The organism is Mycobacterium sp. TY814, assembly GCF_030755175.1.
GTDB lineage: Bacteria > Actinomycetota > Actinomycetes > Mycobacteriales > Mycobacteriaceae > Mycobacterium.
Map to the genome: position 1 here is coordinate 1,619,291 of NZ_JAUFRY010000002.1, position 20,280 is coordinate 1,639,570.

Genomic DNA, 20,280 nt, shown 5'->3' on the forward strand with positions numbered 1-20,280 from the left:
ATTTCTTGCATCGGTCTCGCGCCCCACAGGAGTAGGCATGCACACCGCCCTATGCGATCAACTCGGTATCGAGTTCCCGATCTTCGCGTTCACCCACTGCCGCGATGTCGTCGTCGCTGTCAGCAAAGCCGGCGGGTTTGGCGTGCTGGGCGCCGTCGGCTTCACCCCCGAGCAGCTCGAGATCGAATTGAACTGGATCGACGAGAACATCGGAGACCACCCCTATGGCGTGGACATCGTCATCCCCAATAAGTACGAAGGCATGGACGCCCACCTGTCAGCCGAGGAATTGGCCGACACCCTGCGCAAGATGGTGCCGCAGGAGCACCTGGACTTCGGCAAGAAAATCCTTGCCGACCACGGCGTTCCCGTCGAGGACAGCGACGGCGACAGTCTGCAGCTGCTGGGCTGGACGGAGGCTACCGCCACCCCCCAGGTCGAGGTCGCGCTCAAGCACCCGAAGGTGACGATGATCGCCAACGCGCTGGGCACTCCCCCGGCGGACATGATCAAGCACATTCACGCCGAAGGCCGCAAGGTGGCGGCGCTGTGCGGGTCGCCGTCGCAGGCCCGCAAGCACGCCGACGCGGGCGTCGACATCATCATCGCCCAGGGCGGTGAGGCCGGCGGGCACTGCGGCGAGGTCGGCTCAATTGTGTTGTGGCCTCAGGTTGTCAAGGAGGTCGCGCCGGTTCCGGTCCTGGCCGCCGGCGGCATCGGCAGCGGCCAGCAGATCGCCGCGGCGCTGGCGCTGGGCGCGCAGGGCGCCTGGACCGGTTCGCAGTGGTTGATGGTCGAGGAATCCTCCAACACGCCCGTGCAGCAAGCCGCGTACATCAAGGCAGGCAGCCGGGACACCGTGCGCAGCCGGTCGTTCACCGGCAAACCGGCCCGGATGCTGCGTAACGACTGGACCGAGGCGTGGGAGCAGCCGGACAACCCCAAGCCGCTGGGAATGCCGTTGCAGTACATGGTTTCCGGCATGGCCGTTCGCGCCACCAACCGGTACCCGAACGAGTCGGTCGACGTGGCGTTCAACCCGGTCGGGCAGGTCGTCGGTCAGTTCCAGAAGGTGGAGAAGACTGCGACGGTCATCGAACGCTGGGTGCAGGAATACCTCGAGGCCACCACTCGCCTCGACGAACTCAACGCCGCCGCCGCTATCTGAGCTCAGTCCAGGTCGTCGTCTTTACCGGTGAAGACCTCTTTCACCCGGTCGACGGCGTGCGTGCCGATCTCGATGGAGTTCTGGACGATGCCGCTGGCGCCGCCGGCGATGTCACCACGGATGATGTCGCTGGCGTGCTCGACGATGTCCGAAGCCTTCTCGACGGCGTTGGTGGCGATGTCGCGGACGGCGTCTACGGCATCTTTGGGGTCGAACGCCATGATGAATCTCCTCTTCGTGGGCTGCTCGTTGATATGACGGGTGGATACGACTGTAGGCGCTGGCGTCAGTAGTCGACGAGGGTGCGCCAGTAGTCTTCGGGGATCTCGCCGCCGGAGCGTAGTACCCGCGCCAGCCCGGCGGCCATCGCGATTCCCAGCAGACCGAGCCACAATCCTGCCAGGCCGATCACCCACCACAGCACAGTGGTCACCGTCGGCCACGGTGACAGCACCGCCAGTACGGGGGCGAAGAAGAACCCGGTGCCGATGTACCACGCCGAACCGGCGCGGTCAGACGCCAGCACGAACCGCAGCCATCGCGGAATCGGGGCGTCGGCCATCGCTTCGGCCCTGTCAGGGTTCGGGCGGGAAGAAGCCGGCTCCGGTGAACCAGCCCTCCTGCCAGCCCTGCGCTCCCAGGCACAGCATCGGCAGACCGGCCGGCGACTGGGCCGCCACCTTCGGGCCGGGGCATGGAGCACCGATCTGCTGAACACCGCGAAGCGGGTAGGAGATGACCCAGTATCCGGTGGTGGCGGCCGGGAACTGGTTGGGCGGCGGGAAGTGGCAGGCTTCGGCCTGTCCGCTGGGGCCGCGACCGAAGATGAAACGTTCGTAGTTGTCACACGGCGCACCGAGCGATGCGTCGTAGTTCATCCCCGGGACATCGCCCTCCCAGCGACCGTTATCGGCATTGGCGACCGGTGCTACCCCGATCATCGAACCCGTGATCGCAGCGGCGGCGAGTAATTCGCGAATCATGTCTTCGCTCGTCCTTTCCTGGCACCGGTGCCTCGTTCCTGAAGAGCATATCGTTTGCTGCAGTCGCCACAAGGCCGTATCGGCAGCCGGAATCCGTGCTCATCGGCATAGCCACATATGCCGCCCGCCGGAAGCGGCCGGCGGCCGCGGCTAAGTGAGAACCGGAGCCAGAACCGGGCAGGTGTTCACCGGCGGGATCAGATGCAGGATCGATCCGAGCGCACAGCTCAGCACGGACAGCCCGGTGACACTCGGCTGGCCAAAGCTCAACGACAATCCGGGATTCAGCGACGGCACATAGGGATAGGTGTCCGGCAGATACGACGGCGGCAACAACCCGATGTCGACCAGGGCGGCCTGCGGTCCCTGCACCGCGCCCTTGGCCAGGTCGAAGGTGACGGTGAAGGGGTCGATCACCTGCCACAGCCTGGCCGGCGTGGGCACGTTCGGGTAGTCGGCGCCGATGCCGATGTTGCCGTAGCCGAGATCCACCAGCACCCGCAGGTCCGGTTGGATCAGGTCGGCGAGGGGCGGCCCCAGCAGCGGAATGTCGCGGATCGGCTGCACCAGCGGCAGATTCTGCGTCAGCAACATGTAGTACTGGCTGCTGCCGGTGTACCCCGGCGACGTCGGCAGCAGCACGGCGCCGGCGACCTGGGCTGCCGTCAGGTGCTGATAGGTGTCGTGCAGATAGAAGTAGCCCATGATGGCGTTGAGGTCGGACAAGATGTGCAGGGGGTATTGCGGGGCGTTGGCCACGCCTTCGTACTGAATCCCGTACATGGAGGTCGGATAGGGGCTGTTCGGTGGGGTTGCCCCGGTGAACGGCACGTCGAGGAACGGGATATAGAAGCCGGGGAACCGCGCGAGTATGCCCCCGTCGGGAGTGTTGGGGTTGCTCGCCAGCACGAAGGACAACTGGCCCGCATACGGGTTGCCCATCGCCATCAGCGCGTTGATCTCGTTGGTGGCGATGGCGGCGCTCTGCGAGTAGCCGAACACGACGACGGAGTTGCCCAGCGTGCTGATCTGATGATTGATCTCGTTGTTGAGCAGCGTGACGCCCTGGGCGACGGACTGGCCGAAGGTCAGGTTTCCGGTGACCGGCCAGAATTGCTCGGGCGTGAACAACCCTTGTGGCAATGCCCCCGGAAAACGGGGCTGGATGTAGGCGTCGTTGATTGCCGCCACGTACTCGGGAAGGGGTAGCGGATTGTCGGTGCCGCCCATGATCAGTGCCGTCAGGGGATCCGCGGCCGCGATCGGCGCGAACCCCGCAACCAGGGATGCGTTCGCGGCCTCTGCGTCGGCATACCATCGCGCCGCCGCCGCAAGCGTCTCGCTGAACCGGGCGTGGAACGCCGCCGCCTGCTCGGCCACAGCTTGATATTGCTTGCCGTACAACGACATTGCGTTCGCGATGGCGGCTGAAACTTCGTCACCCGCCGCGGCGATCACGCCGGATATCGGTGCCGCCGCAGCGGCGTTGGCGCCGGCGACCGCCTCCCGAATCTCGGTGAGATCCGCGGCGGCGGTCGCCAATACTTCGGGGGCGCTCAGCACCAGCATGTCGGCCATCGGTTCAATGAAACGGCCGCCGTGACGCGCCTGCTAGTGCCGAAAGTCCCCGTCGGGGTGCCGGATCAGGGGTGCCGCCTGAACACGTTTCAGTTCGGCTTTGGCGTCTTTTGTTCCCAAGCTTCCCAACTGTGGTGTAGCAAGGAATTATTGGCACGGGACGCCCACGTGAACACGGTTACGAGGAGTAGGCAATTGTCAACGACGCCAGCCGAACCGAAAGCAAAGCCCAACCTGCCCCCCGGGTTCGATTTCACCGACCCGGACATCCACGCGGAGCGTCTGCCCGTGGAGGAACTCGCCGAGCTACGCCGAACCGCACCGATCTGGTGGAACGAGCAGCCCTATGGCGCCGGTGGTTTCGATGACGGCGGCTTCTGGGTGGTGACCAAGCACAAGGACGTCAAGGAGATCTCCCGGCGTAGCGACGTGTTCTCCAGCCTGGCCAAGACCGCACTCCCCCGCTACAAGGATGGCACCGTCGGGGAGCAGATCGAGCGCGGCAAGTTCGTCCTGCTCAACCAGGACGCCCCGCAGCACACCCACTTGCGCAAGATCATCTCCCGCGGCTTCACCCCGCGCGCCGTCGAGCGGCTGCGCGACGACCTCGCCGAACGTGCCCGCCGCATCGTCGAGGTAGCGGCCTCGCAGGGTTCCGGCGACTTTGTCGAGCAGGTGTCCTGCGAGTTGCCGTTGCAGGCGATCGCAGGTCTGCTGGGGGTGCCGCAAGAGGACCGGATGAAACTGTTTCACTGGTCCAATCAGATGGTGGGTGACCAGGATCCCGAGTTCGCCAGCAACGACGCCATCACCGCCTCGGTGGAACTGATCATGTACGCGATGCAGATGGCCGCCGACCGGGCGCAGAACCCCGGCGAAGACATCGTGACCAAGCTGGTTCAGGCCGACGTCGACGGCCACAAACTCAGCGACGACGAATTCGGCTTCTTCGTCATCCTGCTCGCGGTGGCCGGCAACGAGACCACCCGCAACTCCATCACCCAGGGCATGATGGCTTTCACCGACTTCCCGGATCAGTGGGAGCTCTACAAGCGGGAACGTCCGGTCACCACGGCCGACGAGATCGTCCGCTGGGCCACGCCGGTGACCTCCTTCCAGCGCACCGCGCTGGAGGACTACGAGCTCTCCGGTGTGCAGATCAAGAAGGGCCAGCGGGTGGTGATGGTCTACCGCTCGGCCAATTTCGACGAAGACGTATTCGACGACCCGTTCACCTTCAACATCAAGCGCGATCCCAATCCGCATGTGGGCTTCGGGGGTACCGGCGCGCACTATTGCATCGGCGCCAATCTGGCCCGCATGACGATCGACCTGATGTTCAACGCGATCGCCGACGCGATGCCCGACCTGGAATCGGTCGGCACACCCGAGCGGCTGCGTTCGGGCTGGCTCAACGGCATCAAACACTGGCAGGTGGATTACCACACCGAGGGAACAGCTTCCGGTCAGCAATGTCCGGTAACCCACTGAGCGACAGAGAGACCCATGCCCACGCATAAGGCTGTACACGTTCAGTCCGCCGGTGCGCCGCTCGAGCTCACCGAAGTCGAGACCTCGCCGCCCGGGCGCGGCGAGGTACGCATCGCGGTGACCGCCTGCGGCATCTGCGGCACCGACGCGCACTTCGTCAACGGCGGATTCCCGGATATGTCATGGCCACTCACCCCTGGCCACGAGATTGCCGGAACCATCGCCGAACTCGGCGACGGTGTCGAAGAATTCGCGGTCGGTGACCGCGTCGCGGTCGGCTGGTTCGGCGGCAACTGCAATCATTGCGACCCGTGCCGAAAAGGCATCCTGATCCACTGCGCCAACGGGAAGGTGCCGAGCTGGCAATACCCCGGCGGCTACGCGGAATCCGTGACGGTGCCCGCCACGGCGCTGGCGCGTATTCCCGAAGGGCTCAGCGACGTCGACGCCGCCCCGATGGGGTGTGCGGGCGTCACCACCTACAACGCGTTGCGCCACACTCGGGCACTGCCCGGTGACCGGGTCGCCGTCCTCGGGGTCGGGGGTCTGGGGCACCTCGGCGTGCAGTGGGCCCGTGCCATGGGATTTGAAACGATCGCCATCGCGCGGGGCACCGGCAAAGCCGAAGACGCCAAGAAGCTGGGCGCTCACCACTACATCGACTCCACCGCGGTGAATGTCGCCGAAGCGCTGCGCACCCTGGGCGGCGTCGCGGTTGTCCTTGCTACAGCGGGCAATTCGAAGGCCATGGCCGACACCGTCGGCGGCTTACTGCCGCAGGGCGAGCTGGTCACCATCGGGGTGACGCCCGAGCCGCTTCCGATCAGTCCCGTGCAATTGATCACGCCCGGGCTCAGCATCATCGGCCATCCCTCGGGAACTGCGAAAGATATCGAGGAGACAATGCATTTCGCGCTGCTGTCAGGAGTGCGCGCGTGGATCGAGGAGCTGCCCCTGCCGCAGGCCGCCGAGGGGTACGCGGCCCTGGAGCAGGGCAAGGCCCACTACCGCACCGTCCTCACGGTCTGATTCGTGGCCACCGACGACAACGCCGCGTGGACGTTCGATGCGGCCGACGGCGAATTGACTTTGCAAACCGGAGTTGCCGGCCGCGCTGCCAGGATGGGGCACCGGCTCACCATCGCGATGACGCGGTGGCAGGCGACCGTGAATTGGCATGACGGACAGCCTGATACGGCCAACGTGGTGGTCGAGGTGGATTCGTTCGAAGTGTTGCGCGGCGAAGGCGGCGTCAAGGGCCTGTCCGGGCCGGAGAAGGCGCTGGTGCGTTCGAATGCACTGAAGTCGTTGTCCGCGAACCGGTTTCCGGAGATTCGCTTTGACACCGACTCGATCGAAAAGACCGACGACGGTTACCGGCTGAACGGGAAGCTGCAGATCCGCGGCAAGGAGCGCGACCACTCCGTAGACCTGCACACCGAGGAACTCGCGGACTCCTGGCGCCTGTCGCTGCAGTCCACGGTCCGGCAGTCGGATTTCGGCATCAAGCCCTACTCGTTGCTGATGGGATCGCTGCAGGTAGCCGATGACGTCACGGTGTCCTTCACCGCGACCCGGCCCAAAGCCTGACCGTTATTCGGGCGGACGCCCCGGTTCGGCGAACGTCCCCGGAATGTGTTCGAGCACCCGGCTGAGCCGTAGCGGCCCGCTGTTGGGGTCGGTGGCGTCGGGTTCGGGCGCCGCGACGGTCGGCTGACCGCCTGACGTCGTTTCCTCGGCCTGCTCGCCCGCGGTGAGTCGCACCGGCTCCTGCTGCACCGGAGGAGCGGCCGGAATCGCTTGCGCCGGAGGCGGAACGGGTGGCGCGACCGCCTCGGCCATCGGTGGCGTGGACTTGTGCGCGGGCTGGGACGGAGAGGAATCCTTCGGGGCGAGTTGCAGACCGACAGCCAGTGAAACCGACGCCACGAAGGTCACCGCAGCGGCCGCCAGTGCGGTCGCCGCGCCGGCGTATTGGAGCGACCGCTTGGGTGCCGCGGCGACGGGAGCCGCCGCACCGGCCGCCACGAGTTCGGCATCGGTGAATTCCGTGCTCTGTGCGGCCGCCAGGGCCGCTCCGCGCGCCACGGTCACTTGCGCCATGGTCTGGGAGAAGACGGGGACCGGCAGCGCATTCTCCAACTGCCACGAGAAATCGCCGACATCATGTTGGGAGCCGACCACCACCACGCCGCCCGGGCGCCAGCTGCTGCGGTCGAACATCCCGGTGAGCCAGGACGCCAGGCCGTCGTAGCCGCCGCGAACATGCTTGACGGCGGTCTGGGTCTCGCCGTCGTGGGTGTCCACCATGACGACGGTCGCCCACTCGCGCTCGAGGATGCACACGGCGGTCTGCTCGTAGCCGATCACCGGCGCGATGGCCCGCGCCAGTGTTTCGACGGCGTCGAGCTGGCGGACGGGCACGACGTTGTCGAAACCCGCGTCGGTCAGTGCCTCCAGCAGGAGTGCGGCCTGGGCCGAAGCCTCGTCGCTCCAGGTCACTCCGACGACGCGCAACCGGTGATCGTCGGCGTTGGCGACCTCGCTGGCCTGTATCGCTTCGGCGGTGATCTGCTGTGCGGTGCTCACGGCGCGGACTCCGGGGCTGTGCTGCACGCCATCCTGCAACTGCACTTCACGGTGATCGAGAATGGCGCCGTCGGCGCCATGTCCTTCAGCAAGGACCCAACCAACGCTGGTCGGCGTCACCGATAGCCCAAGTACCGTATCCAAATCTCGCACCTCAATCATTCCCGCGGCCGGCCGCGCATTCTTGCGCGCGGTGCACCAAGGGGCGAGGTGCTGTAGCGCGGAAGTGCCGGAAATGCCCGGGATAGCTGTCTGCAGTCGGATTGCTCCGAGCGAGCCTACGCGTTCTGAGCAAGATCGTCTTGGTCGGTGCAGAACTTGCCGGGAAACCCGCAGGTGGCTCTCAACCACCCGTGATCTGCGCAATCAACCGGCCGAAAAATGGCCCCGTCGACGGCGGTAAATCATGCGAAGGTTGCTCGACGGGACCGTGGTCGCGCCGCCACGGGCACGGTGCACCCCCTTGCGTCGTTGCGACTCTGCCCGATGTCAACTGCGTAACGCCTGCATAACGCCGCGGCGTGTGTCGCGTTCGGGCGTGTCGGGCTCGGGCTATAACGAATGCGGCGATCCGGCGCGGGTCCCGGTAACACAGTTGCTGTATCCGCGGCGGTAACCGATATGGAACTGAAATGTGATTGCGTCCGAATCGACATTCTGCCCAGTCACGCGGTAAGTTCTGCCGGGAACAAAAGACATAAGGACAAGGGGCACAGGTATGACAGACGTGAGCGGGAAGATACGGGCCTGGGGTCGCCGACTCCTGGTCGGTGCGGCTGCGGCCGCGACCCTGCCGGGCCTGATCGGACTCGCCGGCGGTGCGCCGACCGCGGGAGCGTTCTCCCGGCCAGGTCTGCCAGTCGAGTACCTGCAGGTGCCGTCAGCGGCGATGGGACGCAGCATCAAGGTGCAGTTCCAGAGCGGCGGCGACAACTCTCCTGCGCTGTACCTGCTCGACGGCCTGCGCGCCCAGGACGACTACAACGGCTGGGACATCAACACCCCGGCGTTCGAGTGGTACTACCAGTCGGGCATTTCGGTGGTCATGCCGGTCGGTGGCCAGTCCAGCTTCTACAGCGACTGGTACAGCCCGGCCTGCGGCAAAGCTGGCTGCTCCACCTACAAGTGGGAGACCTTCCTCACCAGTGAGCTGCCGTCGTACCTGCAGAGCAACCGCAGCGTCAAGCCGACCGGAAGTGCCGCGGTGGGTCTGTCGATGGCCGGTTCGTCGGCCATGATTCTGGCCGCCTACCACCCCGCTCAGTTCATCTACGCCGGCTCGCTGTCGGCGCTGTTGGACCCGTCCCAGGGCATGGGGCCGTCGCTGATCGGCCTGGCCATGGGTGACGCGGGCGGTTACAAGGCCGCCGACATGTGGGGTCCGTCCAGCGACCCGGCGTGGCAGCGCAACGACCCGACGATCCAGATCCCGACCCTGGTCGCCAACAACACCCGCCTGTGGGTCTACTGCGGCAACGGCAAGCCCAGCGAACTGGGTGGCGCGAACCTGCCCGCCGAGTTCCTGGAGAACTTCGTCCGCAGCAGCAACATCAAGTTCCAGGACCAGTACAACGCGGCCGGTGGCCACAACGCCGTCTTCAACTTCCAGAACGACGGCACGCACAGCTGGGAGTACTGGGGTGCTCAGCTGGTTGCCATGAAGGGTGACCTGCAGGGCGCGCTGGGCGCCCGGGGCTGACCCGCACGACAACTGCTACTACTGCGCTTGACGGCCGCATGCCGTCAAGCGCAGTAGTGCTTTCTGGGGTCAGCCGCCGATCTCGCCGGTGACATCGATCCATCCGGTGGCGTCGGTGCGGTGGTCGGTCGTGTTGCGGCATTCGCCGTACACCCGTGCCACTCCCACATTCGCGTTGTCGTCGTCGCGGTAGATCAGCGCGGTGACCGCACCCTTGGACACCGACCTGCTGTACGGGTGCCCTCCGGGTGACAGGCCCTCCACCCAGCCGTCGGCTGCCAGGGCCTTGACGACGCCCGGCAGATAGACGTCGGCCCGGATGTCGGTGGGAATCGTGAAGGAGAGGTACACCGCGCCCTGATACGGCGGGTTGTCCCGGTCCCGGCACGACATCAGCAGATAACCCGCCGTCGTCGTGTGCAGCTGCGCGGCCGAGACGACATCCTTGGCGGCATTCACCGCCTGGGCCCGGCTCTGCTGGTCGGATACCGGCGGGCCGGAATGGTTGAGCGCGTCCGCGGACGTGGTGTGCAGTTGGTCCACGGCCAGAAACGCCCCACCGAGCAGCAGCGACGTTCCGAGGGTGGCAGCGAGCAGGGACCGGGCCTGGGTCGAGCGCAACCAGTCTGCACGCATGCCACCATTGTTCGTCAGTGCCTGATCAGTCGCCGAGGGAGGGCCGGGATGCTGCACGGCGCGTCTCGCGCGATTCTGGTCACGGTGGCCGCCGTGTTGGTGGGCACGTTGGGAGGGGCCGTTGCGCCGCCACAAGGCAAAGCCGAGGGCCCCGATTCGCTGGTGATGCTGGTGGATGCACTCGCCGAACGGCTCGCGGTCGCCGAACCGGTGGCTGCCTTCAAGTGGGGTGCCCACGCCCCGATCGAGGATCCGGCGCGTGTCGAGCAGGAGCTCGTGGCACTGCGCGAGGACGCGGCGTCGACTGACGTCGACCCCGACCTCGTCGCCCGCGTGTTCCGCGACCAGATCGACGCCACCGAAGCCATCGAGTACCAACGGTTCGCGGAGTGGAAGCTCGACCCCGCCACGGTGCCGCCCGCACCGGCCGATCTTGCCGCGTCACGGGCCGCCATCGACGCACTGAACACTAAGATTTTGTCTCACATAGCGCTTAATCGGAGTTTGCTGGGATCGCCGGCATGCCCGGGTCTGCTGCGGCAGGCCCGCGCGGAGGTGACACGGCAGCGCGGCTTGGACAACCTGTATCAACGTGCGCTTTCGACGGCGACCGCCTCCTACTGCCAGCCGCAACCACACACCTGAGACGCGCCTGAGAACGGCGTTTGCGCCAATCTCAATGCGGTAGACAACTGATCTCATAATTTTTTCTCTTGGGTAACGCTTTGAACACGCCCGGCGAAATGCCGGACATGACGCACATCACAAAGCCCCTCATCAAGTCCGCGATCACCGCGGGATTCATCGCCACGGGTATGTCGCTGTCCACCGGTGCCGCCGACGCCGACACGATGAACTGGGAAGCCGTCGCGCAGTGCGAGTCCGGCGGGAACTGGGCCGCCAACACCGGCAACGGTGCGTACGGCGGTTTGCAGTTCAAGCAAGCTACGTGGGAGGAGTACGGCGGCGTCGGAAACCCGGCGAAAGCCTCCAAGCAGCAACAAATCGACGTCGCGAACCGGGTCCTGGCCGGTCAGGGACCGGGCGCCTGGCCGAAGTGTGCCAGCGCGGGCGGGACGGGGCCGGGGATCGCGCAGCTGCCCAAGCCCGGTCAGACGCTGACCCAGACCATCACCCAGATCATCGGGTTGTTCACGCCCAAACAATGATTATCGGTGGGGCGCCGCGTTTCGTTACACGTGGCGTGATTGGATCCTTCTATGGAGGGTTCAGCAACAGTTCATATGGCGGCGCCGGCAGACAAGATCTGGGATTTAATAGCCGATATTCGAAATACCGGACGCTTCTCACCGGAAACCTTCGAGGCCGAGTGGCTCGACGGAGCGACCGGTCCGGCACTCGGCGCCCGGTTCCGCGGGCACGTCCGGCGCAACGAGATCGGGCCGGTGTACTGGACCACCTGCGAGGTGACGGCATGCGAGCCCGGTCGCGAGTTCGGGTTTGCTGTACTGGTCGGCGACCGGGTGGTGAACAACTGGCATTACCGAATGGTCCCGACCGGCCCAGATGGCCAGGAGACGGATGTCACCGAGTCGTTCCGGCTCGCGCCGTCCCCGTTCAACAATGTCTACATGGTGTTGGGAGGCTTCTTACGTAAACGTCGCAACATCCGAGACATGACGAAGACGCTGCATCGCATCAAAGATGTGGTCGAAGCAGGCTGAGGGGCTGGGCGGAGATCAGGTCGATGAAGACGATATTCATCACTGGTGCGGGCAGCGGGATGGGCCGGGAGGGCGTCAGGCTCTTCCACCGCAAAGGCTGGCGCGTCGGCGCCGTGGACCGCAACGACGAGGGTCTGGCGGCACTCAGTGTGGAGCTCGGCGCCGGGTTGTGGACCCGTGTGGTCGACGTGACCGACAAGGCCGCGTTGGACACGGCGCTGGCCGACTTCTGTGCCGGTAACGCCGGCGGCGGACTCGACATGATGTGGAACAACGCCGGCATCGGTGAAGGCGGCTGGTTCGAGGACGTGCCGTACGAGGCCGCGATGCGAGTCGTCGATGTCAACTTCAAGGCCGTGCTGACGGGCGCCTACGGGGCACTCCCCTACCTGAAGAAGGCGCCGGGCAGCCTGATGTTCTCGACGTCGTCGTCTTCGGGCACGTATGGCATGCCGCGCATCGCCGTCTATTCGGCGACCAAGCACGCCGTCAAGGGGCTGACGGAGGCGCTGAGCGTCGAATGGCAGCGCCACGGCGTGCGGGTCGCCGATGTGCTGCCCGGCCTGATCGACACCGCCATCCTGACCTCGACGCCCCAGCACTCCGACGGACCGCGGACCCAGATGTCCCCGGCGGACTTGCGTGCCGCGGCGCCCAAAAGAGGGATGTTCCGTCTGATGCCGGCTTCCAGCGTGGCCGAGGTGGCGTGGCAGGCCTACCAGCATCCGACGCGGCTGCACTGGTACGTGCCCAGGAGCATCCGGTGGATCGACCGGCTCAAAGGCATCAGCCCGGAGTTCGTGCGAAATCGCATCGTGAAAGCTCTGCCCAGGCTGGACCCCAAGCGGCCATAATGTTCTGGTGCAGAACCGGATGGTCGCAGCGGCAGGAATAGCAATAGCTCTCACGGTGTCTGGTTGCGGGGGCGCCCAGATCATGCCCCGAAAGGCGGCGCACCTGACTATCGACGGCTCCGCCCACACCACGCGTCCGCCGGCGTGTAGCCAGATCCAGGCCTACCGGACCATCGACATCCGCGATCGCGACGGCCAGGTGCAGGCGGTGGTGATGATCAGCGGTGACCGGGTGATACCGCAGTTCGTCAAGATCCGCAATATCGACGGTTTCACCGGCAGCTACTACGAGGGCGGGGTGGGCGACGCACACGTGGATGTCAACAAGAACGCCTACACCATCACCGGCAGCGCGTCCGGCATCAACAGCAGCAACCCGAACAAGGTTGTGACGACGGACTTCAAGATCAGCGCCGAGTGCTGACGTGAAGGACAGACTGCACTGGTTTGCCATGCATGGCGTGGTCCGCGGGGTGGCCAAACTCGCGGTACGGCGCGGCGACCTGCAAGCCCGGTTGATCGCCGACCCGGCTGTCGCGGATGATCCGGTGCCCTTCTACGACGAGGTACGACGCCGCGGCGGGTTGGTGCGTAACCGGGCGAATCTGATGACGGTCGACCACCGCCTCGCGCACGATCTGCTGCGATCCGACGATTTCCACGTCGTCAACTTCGGGGATAGCTTGCCGAAACCGTTGCGCTGGTTGGAAATTCGCACCCGTGATAACCGGCTGCACCCGTTGCGGCCGCCGTCGCTGCTGGCGGTGGAACCGCCCGATCACACGCGCTACCGCAAGACGGTCTCAGCCGTGTTCACCTCACGCGCGGTGGCCGCGCTGCGCGACCGGGTTCAGCAGACGGCCGACGAACTGCTCGATCAGCTGGTCGACCGGCCCGGCGGGGTAGACATCGTCGGCCGCTATTGCTCTCAGCTGCCCATCACTGTCATCAGCGAGATCCTCGGTGTGCCGGAATATGACCGCCGGCGCGTCCTGGAGTTCGGCGAACTGGCCGCCCCGAGTCTGGACATCGGGCTGCCCTGGCAGCAGTACGTCCGCGTGCGGCGGGGCGTCGCGGGCTTCAACGCATGGCTGGTTCAGCATCTGCGTGAACTGCAGCGCAACCCGGGTGACGACCTGATGAGCCAGCTGATCCAAACCGCCCAAAGTGGCAGCGAGGACAGCTATCTCGACGACAACGAGCTGCAGGCCGTAGCGGGTCTGGTGCTGGTCGCCGGTTTCGAGACCACAGTCAACCTGCTGGGCAACGGAATTCGGATGCTGCTGGACCATCCCGACCAACTGGAGAAGCTGCGGGAACGGCCGGAACTGTGGCCCAACGCCGTGGAGGAGATTTTGCGCCTCGACTCCCCCGTGCAGCTGACGGCGCGGGTGGCCGGCCGCGACGTCGAGGTCGCGGGGATGCCGATCTACCGCGACGAGGTCGTAGTGATCTACCTGGCCGCCGCTAACCGTGACCCGGCGGTGTTCGCCGACCCGCACCGATTCGACATCGAAAGGGCCAATGCGGGAAGGCATCTGGCGTTCTCCACGGGACGCCACTTCTGCCTGGGCGCTGCGCTGGCCCGGGCCGAGGGCGAGGTCGGACTGCGCACCTTCTTCGAGCGCTTCCCCGACGTGCAGGCCGCCGGCGCCGGAAGCCGGCGCAGCACGAGGGTGCTCCGGGGCTGGTCGACGTTGCCGGTGCAGCTCGGTCCGGCCAGGTCGATGGCCGCGCGGTAGTCAGCGCAGGTAACGGCCGAACCAGTCCAGCATTCGCTGCCACGCGTCGGCGGCCGCGACGGCGTTGTACCGCGGACCGGTGTCGTTGAAGAAGGCGTGATCGGCATCCGGTTCGACGACGAACTCGTGCACCAGCCCGGCGCGGGTCAGCGCGGCTTCGGCGGCCGGCCGTGAACTCGTCACCCGATTGTCGAGCGCCCCGTAGATCCCGAGCACCGCGGCCTTGGCCCCGCCAAAATTCGGGTTCTCGGGCAGCGGCCCGTACCAAGGCACCGCGGCGGACACGTCCGGCCCGCCGGCCGCCAGCAGCTGCCAGACCAGTCCCCCGCCGAAGCAGAACCCCACCACGCCGATCTTCTGGGTGGGGGCCCACTTTCGCAGTTGGCCGACGCCCGAATTGAGGTCGCCGACGAACTGTTCGGGTGCGATGCCGGCCAGTGCGGCGGTGGCTTGCGCGGGATCGCCGAATGCGCCGGTCCCGCCCTTCTCCGACAGCAGGTCGATCGCCAGCGCCGAATAGCCGGCGCCGGCCAGCCTGGCCGCCACCGATCGCACCCAATCGGTCAATCCCTTGTTCTCGTGGATGACCAGCACCGCGCCCTTCGGGTCCGCCGCCGGCGCCCAGGCCCCTTGAAGCTGGCCCTGGGGCCCGGGCCAGGTCACCGGCGAGGTGGTCGGTGCGCCGACCGTGCCCGGGGGCTGCGAAGCGGTGGTGCCGGTCGGGGTGGACGGCGACTCCGTGGGTTTGGCATTCTCCGGGCGGGCGCACGCCGCGATCAGCGCCGCCGCCGCGGTGGCACTCAAGCCCAGCAAGCCCAGCCGGCGCAGCGCTTCGCGTCTGGTGAGCAGACCGTCGAGATGGTCGGTGGCGATTTCCTCGGCGATGTAGCGCTGCAGTCCCCTCACGAGCCGAGTATGCGCCGCGAAGCTGTGGTTGACACTCGTGCGGCGGCCGAGTTAATTGACGGGTATGACAGAAGTGATCACCGCTGGGAACGTCGTAACCGGAATGTGGCAGGCACTGTCGCGGCGGGACTGGGATGCCGTCAAGACATTCCTGTCCGACGACTGCCTCTACGTCGACATGCCGGTCCCGGCGGTCTCGGCCCGTGGTCCCGAGAACATCGTCACACGGCTGAAGATCGGACTAGAGCAGTTGGCCGGTTACGAGAATCACGCCGGTGTATTGGTGTCCAACGGCTCCGACGTCATGTACGAGCACTCCGAGACGTGGACCTTCCAGACCGGCGAGCAGGGCGTGCTCAGGTTCGTCACGGTGCACAAGGTGGTGGACGGCAAAATCACGGTCTGGAAAGACTATTGGGACATGAACAGCCTGGTTGCGTTCGCGCCGCCGCAACACTTCGAGAACCTGGCCGGCGGCGACACATCCTGGATCTTCGACGCCAGCGCCCTGGTCTAGAAACCGACGCGGATGGCGCACGCCTACGAGGCAACGCGCGCAGCCCATCTCGGGGCGGTGCAGGCCGCGCTGAAAGACCATGTCGCGCGCCTGGACTGGTCGCGCCCCCAGATCGAGCAGTACCAGCAGCGCCGACTCCGGGCACTCCTGTCGCACGCCAAGGAGTGGTCGCCGTTTCATGCGCGGCGACTGGCGGGGCTTGACCCGTCGCGCGCCACCGTCGCGGATCTGGCGTCGGTGCCCATGATGACCAAGCCTGAGGCTCAACAGAATTGGGATGCGATCTGTACGGCGCCCGGATTACGGAGGGCCGGCGCCGAAGGGTTCCTTGCCGGGCAGCAAGGGTTCTCGTATCACGGCGACTACCAGATCTTCAGCTCCGGCGGATCGAGCGGGGTGCGCGGGATCTACATCTGGGACTGGGACTTCTATACCTCGGCGGCTTGTCTGGCATGGCGGGTGCAGGCCCGCGAAGAACAACGCACGCAGCTGGTTTCGTCCCGGTTGGCGGTCGTGACAGCGGGAGTTCCCCCCCATGCCAGCACCCCGTTGTTCGATGTACCGACCGCCCCGGGCATGCAGACCGTCGTGATCCCCGCGGGCGCCCCGTTCGCCGAGGTGCTGGCGGCGGTGGCCGCCGCGGGACCGACGCACCTGGTGGGCTACCCGACGGTCATCGGTCGCCTGGCCCGCGCCACCATCGCCGGGGATCTGGACATCGCGCCGGTGCGGGTGAGCACCAACTCAGAGCCGCTGCTCGACGAGGACCGCGAGGCGATCACCAGAGCCTGGCACGCGGTCGTTATCCATAACCTCTGGGGATCAACCGAAATCGGGGTACAGGCGGTCGGCTGCGGACGCGGTGCGGGGTTGCATGTCTGCGAGGACGAGGTGATTCTCGAGCGCGTGGACGCAGACGGTGTGCCGGTGGGCCCCGAGGAACCCGTGGTGCGCACGCTCGCCACCGGACTCGCCAACCGCACGTTCCCGTTCATCCGCTACGACCTCGGCGATCAGGTGGCGCCGCTGCTCGGCGACTGCTCCTGTGGCAGCGCCTTCGCCCGCGTCGCCGATATCGGCGGCCGCCGCGACGACGACTTCCGGTACGGCGAACTCACGGTGCCGCCGATCGTCTTTCGTCATGTCCTGGGAACGGACGCCCACATCTCGGAGTATCAGGTCGTCCAAACGGCCACCGGCGCCGACATCGTGGTCGTCGGGGCACCCGACACTGAAAAGCTCACTGCTGCAGTGGTTACGGCGCTGCGCCGCTACGGACTGGAGCAACCCGCCGTGCGGATCCGAGTGGCCGACAGCCTGGAACGTCACCGGGGCAGCGGGAAATTGCGCCGATTCATCCCGCTGGGGTGATCGGCCCGCGAGGATCGCCACTGGCCAGGCGGTAGATGCGTGCGGCGTTGTGGTGGGCGATCAGGTCGACCACCCGGATCGCGTCCTTCTCGCTCCAGTCGCCGGTTTCGACGAACCCGTGCAGTACACGGTCGATTGCGTTGCGCCACAGGACGGCTCCGAGGTAATGCAGTTCGGCCGGCCCATAACCGTCGGACGAGTACAGGATCTTGCGGAACGGCGCGAGTTCCAGCAGGCGGGCGACGAATGCCGGCGCCCGCGCGCCGAGATGGTTCACGGCCAGTCCGCCGTCGAGGTAGACATTGTTGAAGGCCTGAGCCAGGTAACCGGCTTCGCGCTCATAGGGATAGCAGTGCAGCAAGACAATCGGGGTGTCGCCGGAGTTGCGCAGAAATTCAAGCAGATGCAGCGGATTGGTCTGGTGCAGATCGCAGTCGCGGTCGCCGAAGCCCACATGGAACTGCAGCGGTTTGCCCAGCCGCAGCGCCTGGTACAACCCGAATCGCAGTAACACCCGATCGTGCAGTCGGACGCCACCTTCGTCGCGCCAGCGCTGCGCGGCGGCCCCGACCTCGGTCGCGGACGGCTCGCTCAGGTCTCCTTCGAACCCGCCGCGGTAGGCCAGGATCGACTTGGTGCCCACGGCGCCGGCGGCGCGGCGGTTCAGGACCTCTTCGAACGCCGCCGCGTAGTCGCCGCCTGCCTGCACCGCTTCCTCGGCCACCTGCTCCAGCCGCACCACTTCGTAGGCACGGCGGCCGGACAGCGCCGCGAATTCCGCGAGATCGGTTACCCCTGCGGCGAATCCGGTGTCGACCAGCCAGTTGCTCACTCCGGCGGCGGGCAGGAATCGCTGGGCCAGCTCGGACTCGCTGAACTGGCTGCGACGATCCCAATAGTCCTGGGGATCGGCGTGTCTGGGTAATCCGAGGACGGCCGCGCAGTGGTTGCGCACCGCGAAACCGAGCTGAGTATCGAAGCCGGAGTCGAAGTCGGCGAGCGGTTGCGTGTTGGCCTCGTTGAGCGCGTTCTCGAATCGTCGCCGGTCCCCGGTTCTCGACCAGCAGCCGTGCACGTGCTGGTCGATCAGCGCCACCTCGCGAACATGGTGGGACAGCGCGGAATCCGACCGAGTGGTCATACGCTCCAGGCCATCCGGAACTTGTCGGCGAGCGCTGCGGGTTCCAGGTCGGCGTAGCGGTCGTGCTCCATCCGCCGCACCGCGGTCACCACGTCGACTACCGGGTCGCCCAGCAATTTCCGCATCAGCGCCGAATCATCAAGGGCCGCAATCGCCTGCATCTGGTCGTCGGGCAGCAGCCGGGTTCCGGCGGCTGCCCGGTCCGCTTCCGACAGCTGTGCCGGGTCCACCGTCGTCTCCGGCGGTAGCGACTCTGCGCGCGTGATGCCGTCGAGCGCCAGCGCGAGAATCGCCGCCGACGCCAGACACGGGTTTGCCGAAGGATCGATGATCTTCACTTCGACGTTGGCGCCGTGCGGATTTCCCGGTCCGCCCTCGATGAAGCGGACGGCGGCTTCCCGGTTCTCGATCCCCCAGCACACATAAGCGCCGGCCCAGTTGCCCGGTCGCATTCGCAGGCCGGACACGATCGAGCCGGACAGGATTCCCTGCGCCTGCGGCAGGCCGCGCAACACGCCGGCCACGGCGGCCTGTCCCGCCTCCGTCATGCCGCCGGGGCCGGAGCCGCCGGAGAACAGCGGCCCCTGCGGCATCGTCAGCGAAAAGTGTTGATGTGCACCGGATCCCACACTGCCGGCGAACGGCACCGGCGACAGGCTGATCCGCATCCCGTGGCGGCGGGCGGCCCGGCCGATGATGATCCGCATCAGCACCAACTGGTCGGCCGCGGCCACCGGCGGCTGCGGCGCCAGCGAGAGCTCGAACTGATTGGGCCCGTACTCCGGATGGAACTGCTCGATGACCACCCCGGCCGACATTGCGCTGGCGATGACGTCGCGGACGAATGCCTCGTGTTCGAGCACTCCGGCCAGGCCGTACTGTGCCCACATGGTGGCGGGCAGCCTTCCGCCTTCGGAATCCACCACCAGGAACTCGATTTCGTGTCCGACCGCGGCCTCGATGCCGGCGTCGGCGAGGGCGGACTCGATCCTGCCGAGGGTGCCCCGGCTGCAGGCCGGAACCGGGGTGCCGTCCTGTTCGAAGAAGCCGGCCGGCGCCCATGCCAACCCGTCGCCGATGATGCGCAACGCGGACATGTCGATGCGCAGGCGTTGGTCTCCGACCACACTGACGTCGTCGGTGAACGCGATGCCGGTCTGGTCGATCGCGAAGGCATGCCACGTCGGACTGGCACCCAGGCCCGGGTCGGCGAATGTGTTGGTACGGCGAAGCGGCACCGTTTTGGCCAGGGTGAGCCCCGCAGAGTTCACCACGGTGCCGATGACGGTGTCGACGCCCTCGGCCTCGAGTTGGGCGATCGCCGCAGCAGCGAGCGGAGTGGCGGTCATGGCAGCCATTCTGCGGTTTCGGTGGACTCCCGCTGTCAGGCCCGGCTCGGCAGGGTCAACTTGCACGCCTGGCCGATGTCCAGGGTGCGCAGCACCCGACCCATGCCGACCCACAGGGCGCATGAGATGGCCAGGTCGGCGAGCAGCTCATCGGAGAAATGTTCGGCGGCCCGGTTCCAGAAGTCCTCGTCGTCGCGCAGCGCGGTGTGGTCGGTGGAGAAGCGGTGGGCGAACTCCGCCGCCAGCCGCTCCTGGTCGCTGTAACCCGGCCAGGTTCGCCACTCGGTCGCGTGGTGGTAGAGGTCCTCGTCGACGCCGGCCGCCGGGCCGTCGGCATCGCGGGTGTTGGCACACACGATGCATTCGTTGTTGTTGGCGATCACGGCCCGTGCAATCTCACGGGTGCGCAGCGGCAGCCGGTTGCTGGTGTAGACCGCTCGGCTGAAATTGGCCATCGCGCCGCCGAGTTCAGGGGATTTCAGGACCCAGCCGGCGACATCGTCGTCCGCGAAACTTCCGATTCGGCTCATGGCGAGATGGTACGCCCGGCCGATCTGCCCTTGTCCTGAAC

At 66.5% G+C, this 20,280-nt stretch carries 23 protein-coding genes; 13 read left to right on the forward strand and 10 right to left on the reverse strand.

Features of this window, described 5'->3' with window-relative positions:
• The first annotated feature begins 37 nt into the window (after positions 1 to 37).
• A complete protein-coding gene (locus QXH22_RS20765) occupies positions 38 to 1,168 on the forward strand; it encodes a nitronate monooxygenase (RefSeq protein WP_055578921.1) in 1,131 nt (376 codons plus the stop codon).
• A gap of 2 nt (positions 1,169 to 1,170) precedes the next feature.
• On the opposite strand, the gene QXH22_RS20770 is transcribed toward QXH22_RS20765, so the two are convergent.
• The 4 genes from QXH22_RS20770 to QXH22_RS20785 all read right to left on the reverse strand — a co-directional run bounded on the left by QXH22_RS20770 (position 1,171) and on the right by QXH22_RS20785 (position 3,720).
• The gene (locus QXH22_RS20770; RefSeq protein ID WP_055578922.1) at positions 1,171 to 1,389 is read right to left on the reverse strand and encodes a hypothetical protein; all 219 of its coding nucleotides are present in this window, start codon (positions 1,387 to 1,389) and stop codon (positions 1,171 to 1,173) included.
• Between the two features lie 65 nt (positions 1,390 to 1,454).
• Complete coding sequence (locus QXH22_RS20775) at positions 1,455 to 1,730, reverse strand: hypothetical protein (protein WP_306240396.1); 276 nt, start codon at positions 1,728 to 1,730, stop codon at positions 1,455 to 1,457.
• A gap of 13 nt (positions 1,731 to 1,743) precedes the next feature.
• Positions 1,744 to 2,151, reverse strand: a complete 408-nt coding sequence (locus tag QXH22_RS20780) for a hypothetical protein (RefSeq protein ID WP_306276824.1) — start codon at positions 2,149 to 2,151, stop codon at positions 1,744 to 1,746.
• 150 nt (positions 2,152 to 2,301) lie between these two features.
• Positions 2,302 to 3,720: a PE-PPE domain-containing protein gene (locus QXH22_RS20785; RefSeq protein ID WP_371934287.1), complete on the reverse strand. Its 1,419-nt coding sequence runs from the start codon at positions 3,718 to 3,720 to the stop codon at positions 2,302 to 2,304.
• Positions 3,721 to 3,924: 204 nt separating this feature from the next.
• Here QXH22_RS20785 and QXH22_RS20790 point away from each other — a divergent pair, with 204 nt between their 5' ends.
• The 3 genes from QXH22_RS20790 to QXH22_RS20800 are packed head-to-tail and all read left to right on the forward strand — an operon-like array spanning position 3,925 to position 6,810.
• A complete protein-coding gene (locus tag QXH22_RS20790) occupies positions 3,925 to 5,220 on the forward strand; it encodes a cytochrome P450 (RefSeq protein ID WP_306240401.1) in 1,296 nt (431 codons plus the stop codon).
• Positions 5,221 to 5,235: 15 nt separating this feature from the next.
• A complete protein-coding gene (locus QXH22_RS20795) occupies positions 5,236 to 6,249 on the forward strand; it encodes an alcohol dehydrogenase catalytic domain-containing protein (protein WP_306276825.1) in 1,014 nt (337 codons plus the stop codon).
• A 3-nt stretch (positions 6,250 to 6,252) separates the two neighbouring features.
• On the forward strand, positions 6,253 to 6,810 hold the full coding sequence (locus QXH22_RS20800; protein WP_306276826.1) for a YceI family protein: 558 nt from the start codon (positions 6,253 to 6,255) through the stop codon (positions 6,808 to 6,810).
• A 3-nt stretch (positions 6,811 to 6,813) separates the two neighbouring features.
• Here the strand turns inward: QXH22_RS20800 and QXH22_RS20805 are convergent, their stop codons facing one another.
• Positions 6,814 to 7,953, reverse strand: coding sequence for a hypothetical protein (locus QXH22_RS20805; protein WP_306276827.1), 1,140 nt, complete (start codon positions 7,951 to 7,953; stop codon positions 6,814 to 6,816).
• A 574-nt stretch (positions 7,954 to 8,527) separates the two neighbouring features.
• On the opposite strand from QXH22_RS20805, the gene ag85B reads away from it, so the two are divergent.
• Positions 8,528 to 9,508 (forward strand): diacylglycerol acyltransferase/mycolyltransferase Ag85B, encoded by a 981-nt coding sequence (gene ag85B, locus QXH22_RS20810; RefSeq protein WP_306240406.1) that lies wholly within the window; start codon positions 8,528 to 8,530, stop codon positions 9,506 to 9,508.
• A gap of 69 nt (positions 9,509 to 9,577) precedes the next feature.
• Here the strand turns inward: ag85B and QXH22_RS20815 are convergent, their stop codons facing one another.
• Positions 9,578 to 10,144: a hypothetical protein gene (locus tag QXH22_RS20815; RefSeq protein WP_306240408.1), complete on the reverse strand. Its 567-nt coding sequence runs from the start codon at positions 10,142 to 10,144 to the stop codon at positions 9,578 to 9,580.
• A gap of 48 nt (positions 10,145 to 10,192) precedes the next feature.
• Here QXH22_RS20815 and QXH22_RS20820 point away from each other — a divergent pair, with 48 nt between their 5' ends.
• The 6 genes from QXH22_RS20820 (at position 10,193) to QXH22_RS20845 (ending at position 14,425) form a co-directional block, all read left to right on the forward strand.
• Positions 10,193 to 10,789, forward strand: coding sequence for a chorismate mutase (locus QXH22_RS20820; protein ID WP_306240409.1), 597 nt, complete (start codon positions 10,193 to 10,195; stop codon positions 10,787 to 10,789).
• 98 nt (positions 10,790 to 10,887) lie between these two features.
• Positions 10,888 to 11,313, forward strand: coding sequence for a transglycosylase family protein (locus QXH22_RS20825; RefSeq protein ID WP_306244180.1), 426 nt, complete (start codon positions 10,888 to 10,890; stop codon positions 11,311 to 11,313).
• Positions 11,314 to 11,364: 51 nt separating this feature from the next.
• Positions 11,365 to 11,829 carry an SRPBCC family protein gene (locus QXH22_RS20830; protein ID WP_306240411.1) on the forward strand — a complete coding sequence of 155 codons (465 nt, stop codon included), beginning with the start codon at positions 11,365 to 11,367 and terminating at the stop codon, positions 11,827 to 11,829.
• A gap of 23 nt (positions 11,830 to 11,852) precedes the next feature.
• Positions 11,853 to 12,683: an SDR family oxidoreductase gene (locus tag QXH22_RS20835; RefSeq protein WP_306240413.1), complete on the forward strand. Its 831-nt coding sequence runs from the start codon at positions 11,853 to 11,855 to the stop codon at positions 12,681 to 12,683.
• Between the two features lie 19 nt (positions 12,684 to 12,702).
• Positions 12,703 to 13,107, forward strand: coding sequence for a lipoprotein LpqH (locus QXH22_RS20840; RefSeq protein ID WP_306244181.1), 405 nt, complete (start codon positions 12,703 to 12,705; stop codon positions 13,105 to 13,107).
• Position 13,108: 1 nt separating this feature from the next.
• Positions 13,109 to 14,425, forward strand: a complete 1,317-nt coding sequence (locus QXH22_RS20845; protein WP_306240414.1) for a cytochrome P450 — start codon at positions 13,109 to 13,111, stop codon at positions 14,423 to 14,425.
• Here QXH22_RS20845 and QXH22_RS20850 read toward each other — a convergent pair whose 3' ends face one another.
• Positions 14,426 to 15,331 (reverse strand): dienelactone hydrolase family protein, encoded by a 906-nt coding sequence (locus tag QXH22_RS20850; protein ID WP_306240415.1) that lies wholly within the window; start codon positions 15,329 to 15,331, stop codon positions 14,426 to 14,428.
• A 64-nt stretch (positions 15,332 to 15,395) separates the two neighbouring features.
• Between QXH22_RS20850 and QXH22_RS20855 the strand changes: the two genes are divergently transcribed.
• Together QXH22_RS20855 and QXH22_RS20860 are read left to right on the forward strand one after the other, a co-directional pair.
• Complete coding sequence (locus QXH22_RS20855) at positions 15,396 to 15,848, forward strand: limonene-1,2-epoxide hydrolase family protein (protein ID WP_371934271.1); 453 nt, start codon at positions 15,396 to 15,398, stop codon at positions 15,846 to 15,848.
• 12 nt (positions 15,849 to 15,860) lie between these two features.
• Positions 15,861 to 17,219, forward strand: coding sequence for a phenylacetate--CoA ligase family protein (locus QXH22_RS20860; protein ID WP_306276828.1), 1,359 nt, complete (start codon positions 15,861 to 15,863; stop codon positions 17,217 to 17,219).
• Here the strand turns inward: QXH22_RS20860 and QXH22_RS20865 are convergent.
• Genes QXH22_RS20865 through QXH22_RS20875 form a run of 3 tightly spaced genes read right to left on the reverse strand, consistent with a single transcriptional unit; the run spans position 17,203 to position 20,239 of the window.
• Entirely contained in the window at positions 17,203 to 18,360 is a 1,158-nt protein-coding gene (locus tag QXH22_RS20865; RefSeq protein ID WP_306240417.1) for an amidohydrolase family protein, read from the reverse strand. The genes QXH22_RS20860 and QXH22_RS20865 overlap by 17 nt on opposite strands.
• Positions 18,357 to 19,709 carry a glutamine synthetase family protein gene (locus QXH22_RS20870; protein WP_306276829.1) on the reverse strand — a complete coding sequence of 451 codons (1,353 nt, stop codon included), beginning with the start codon at positions 19,707 to 19,709 and terminating at the stop codon, positions 18,357 to 18,359. The genes QXH22_RS20865 and QXH22_RS20870 overlap by 4 nt, the downstream gene beginning before the upstream one ends.
• 35 nt (positions 19,710 to 19,744) lie before the next feature.
• The gene (locus tag QXH22_RS20875; protein WP_306240419.1) at positions 19,745 to 20,239 is read right to left on the reverse strand and encodes a carboxymuconolactone decarboxylase family protein; all 495 of its coding nucleotides are present in this window, start codon (positions 20,237 to 20,239) and stop codon (positions 19,745 to 19,747) included.
• Positions 20,240 to 20,280 lie beyond the last annotated feature (41 nt).

Excerpts from the sequence above, each read along its gene's own strand:
- QXH22_RS20765 (WP_055578921.1), top strand. The coding sequence starts at position 38 with ATGCACACCGCCCTATGCGATCAACTCGGTATCGAGTTCCCGATCTTC.
- QXH22_RS20770 (WP_055578922.1), bottom strand. The coding sequence starts at position 1,389 with ATGGCGTTCGACCCCAAAGATGCCGTAGACGCCGTCCGCGACATCGCC.
- QXH22_RS20775 (WP_306240396.1), bottom strand. The coding sequence starts at position 1,730 with ATGGCCGACGCCCCGATTCCGCGATGGCTGCGGTTCGTGCTGGCGTCT.
- QXH22_RS20780 (WP_306276824.1), bottom strand. The coding sequence starts at position 2,151 with ATGATTCGCGAATTACTCGCCGCCGCTGCGATCACGGGTTCGATGATC.
- QXH22_RS20785 (WP_371934287.1), bottom strand. The coding sequence starts at position 3,720 with ATGCTGGTGCTGAGCGCCCCCGAAGTATTGGCGACCGCCGCCGCGGAT.
- QXH22_RS20795 (WP_306276825.1), top strand. The coding sequence starts at position 5,236 with ATGCCCACGCATAAGGCTGTACACGTTCAGTCCGCCGGTGCGCCGCTC.
- ag85B (WP_306240406.1), top strand. The coding sequence starts at position 8,528 with ATGACAGACGTGAGCGGGAAGATACGGGCCTGGGGTCGCCGACTCCTG.
- QXH22_RS20815 (WP_306240408.1), bottom strand. The coding sequence starts at position 10,144 with ATGCGTGCAGACTGGTTGCGCTCGACCCAGGCCCGGTCCCTGCTCGCT.
- QXH22_RS20820 (WP_306240409.1), top strand. The coding sequence starts at position 10,193 with ATGCTGCACGGCGCGTCTCGCGCGATTCTGGTCACGGTGGCCGCCGTG.
- QXH22_RS20825 (WP_306244180.1), top strand. The coding sequence starts at position 10,888 with ATGCCGGACATGACGCACATCACAAAGCCCCTCATCAAGTCCGCGATC.
- QXH22_RS20830 (WP_306240411.1), top strand. The coding sequence starts at position 11,365 with ATGGAGGGTTCAGCAACAGTTCATATGGCGGCGCCGGCAGACAAGATC.
- QXH22_RS20835 (WP_306240413.1), top strand. The coding sequence starts at position 11,853 with ATGAAGACGATATTCATCACTGGTGCGGGCAGCGGGATGGGCCGGGAG.
- QXH22_RS20840 (WP_306244181.1), top strand. The coding sequence starts at position 12,703 with ATGGTCGCAGCGGCAGGAATAGCAATAGCTCTCACGGTGTCTGGTTGC.
- QXH22_RS20855 (WP_371934271.1), top strand. The coding sequence starts at position 15,396 with ATGACAGAAGTGATCACCGCTGGGAACGTCGTAACCGGAATGTGGCAG.
- QXH22_RS20860 (WP_306276828.1), top strand. The coding sequence starts at position 15,861 with ATGGCGCACGCCTACGAGGCAACGCGCGCAGCCCATCTCGGGGCGGTG.
- QXH22_RS20865 (WP_306240417.1), bottom strand. The coding sequence starts at position 18,360 with ATGACCACTCGGTCGGATTCCGCGCTGTCCCACCATGTTCGCGAGGTG.
- QXH22_RS20870 (WP_306276829.1), bottom strand. The coding sequence starts at position 19,709 with ATGACCGCCACTCCGCTCGCTGCTGCGGCGATCGCCCAACTCGAGGCC.
- QXH22_RS20875 (WP_306240419.1), bottom strand. The coding sequence starts at position 20,239 with ATGAGCCGAATCGGAAGTTTCGCGGACGACGATGTCGCCGGCTGGGTC.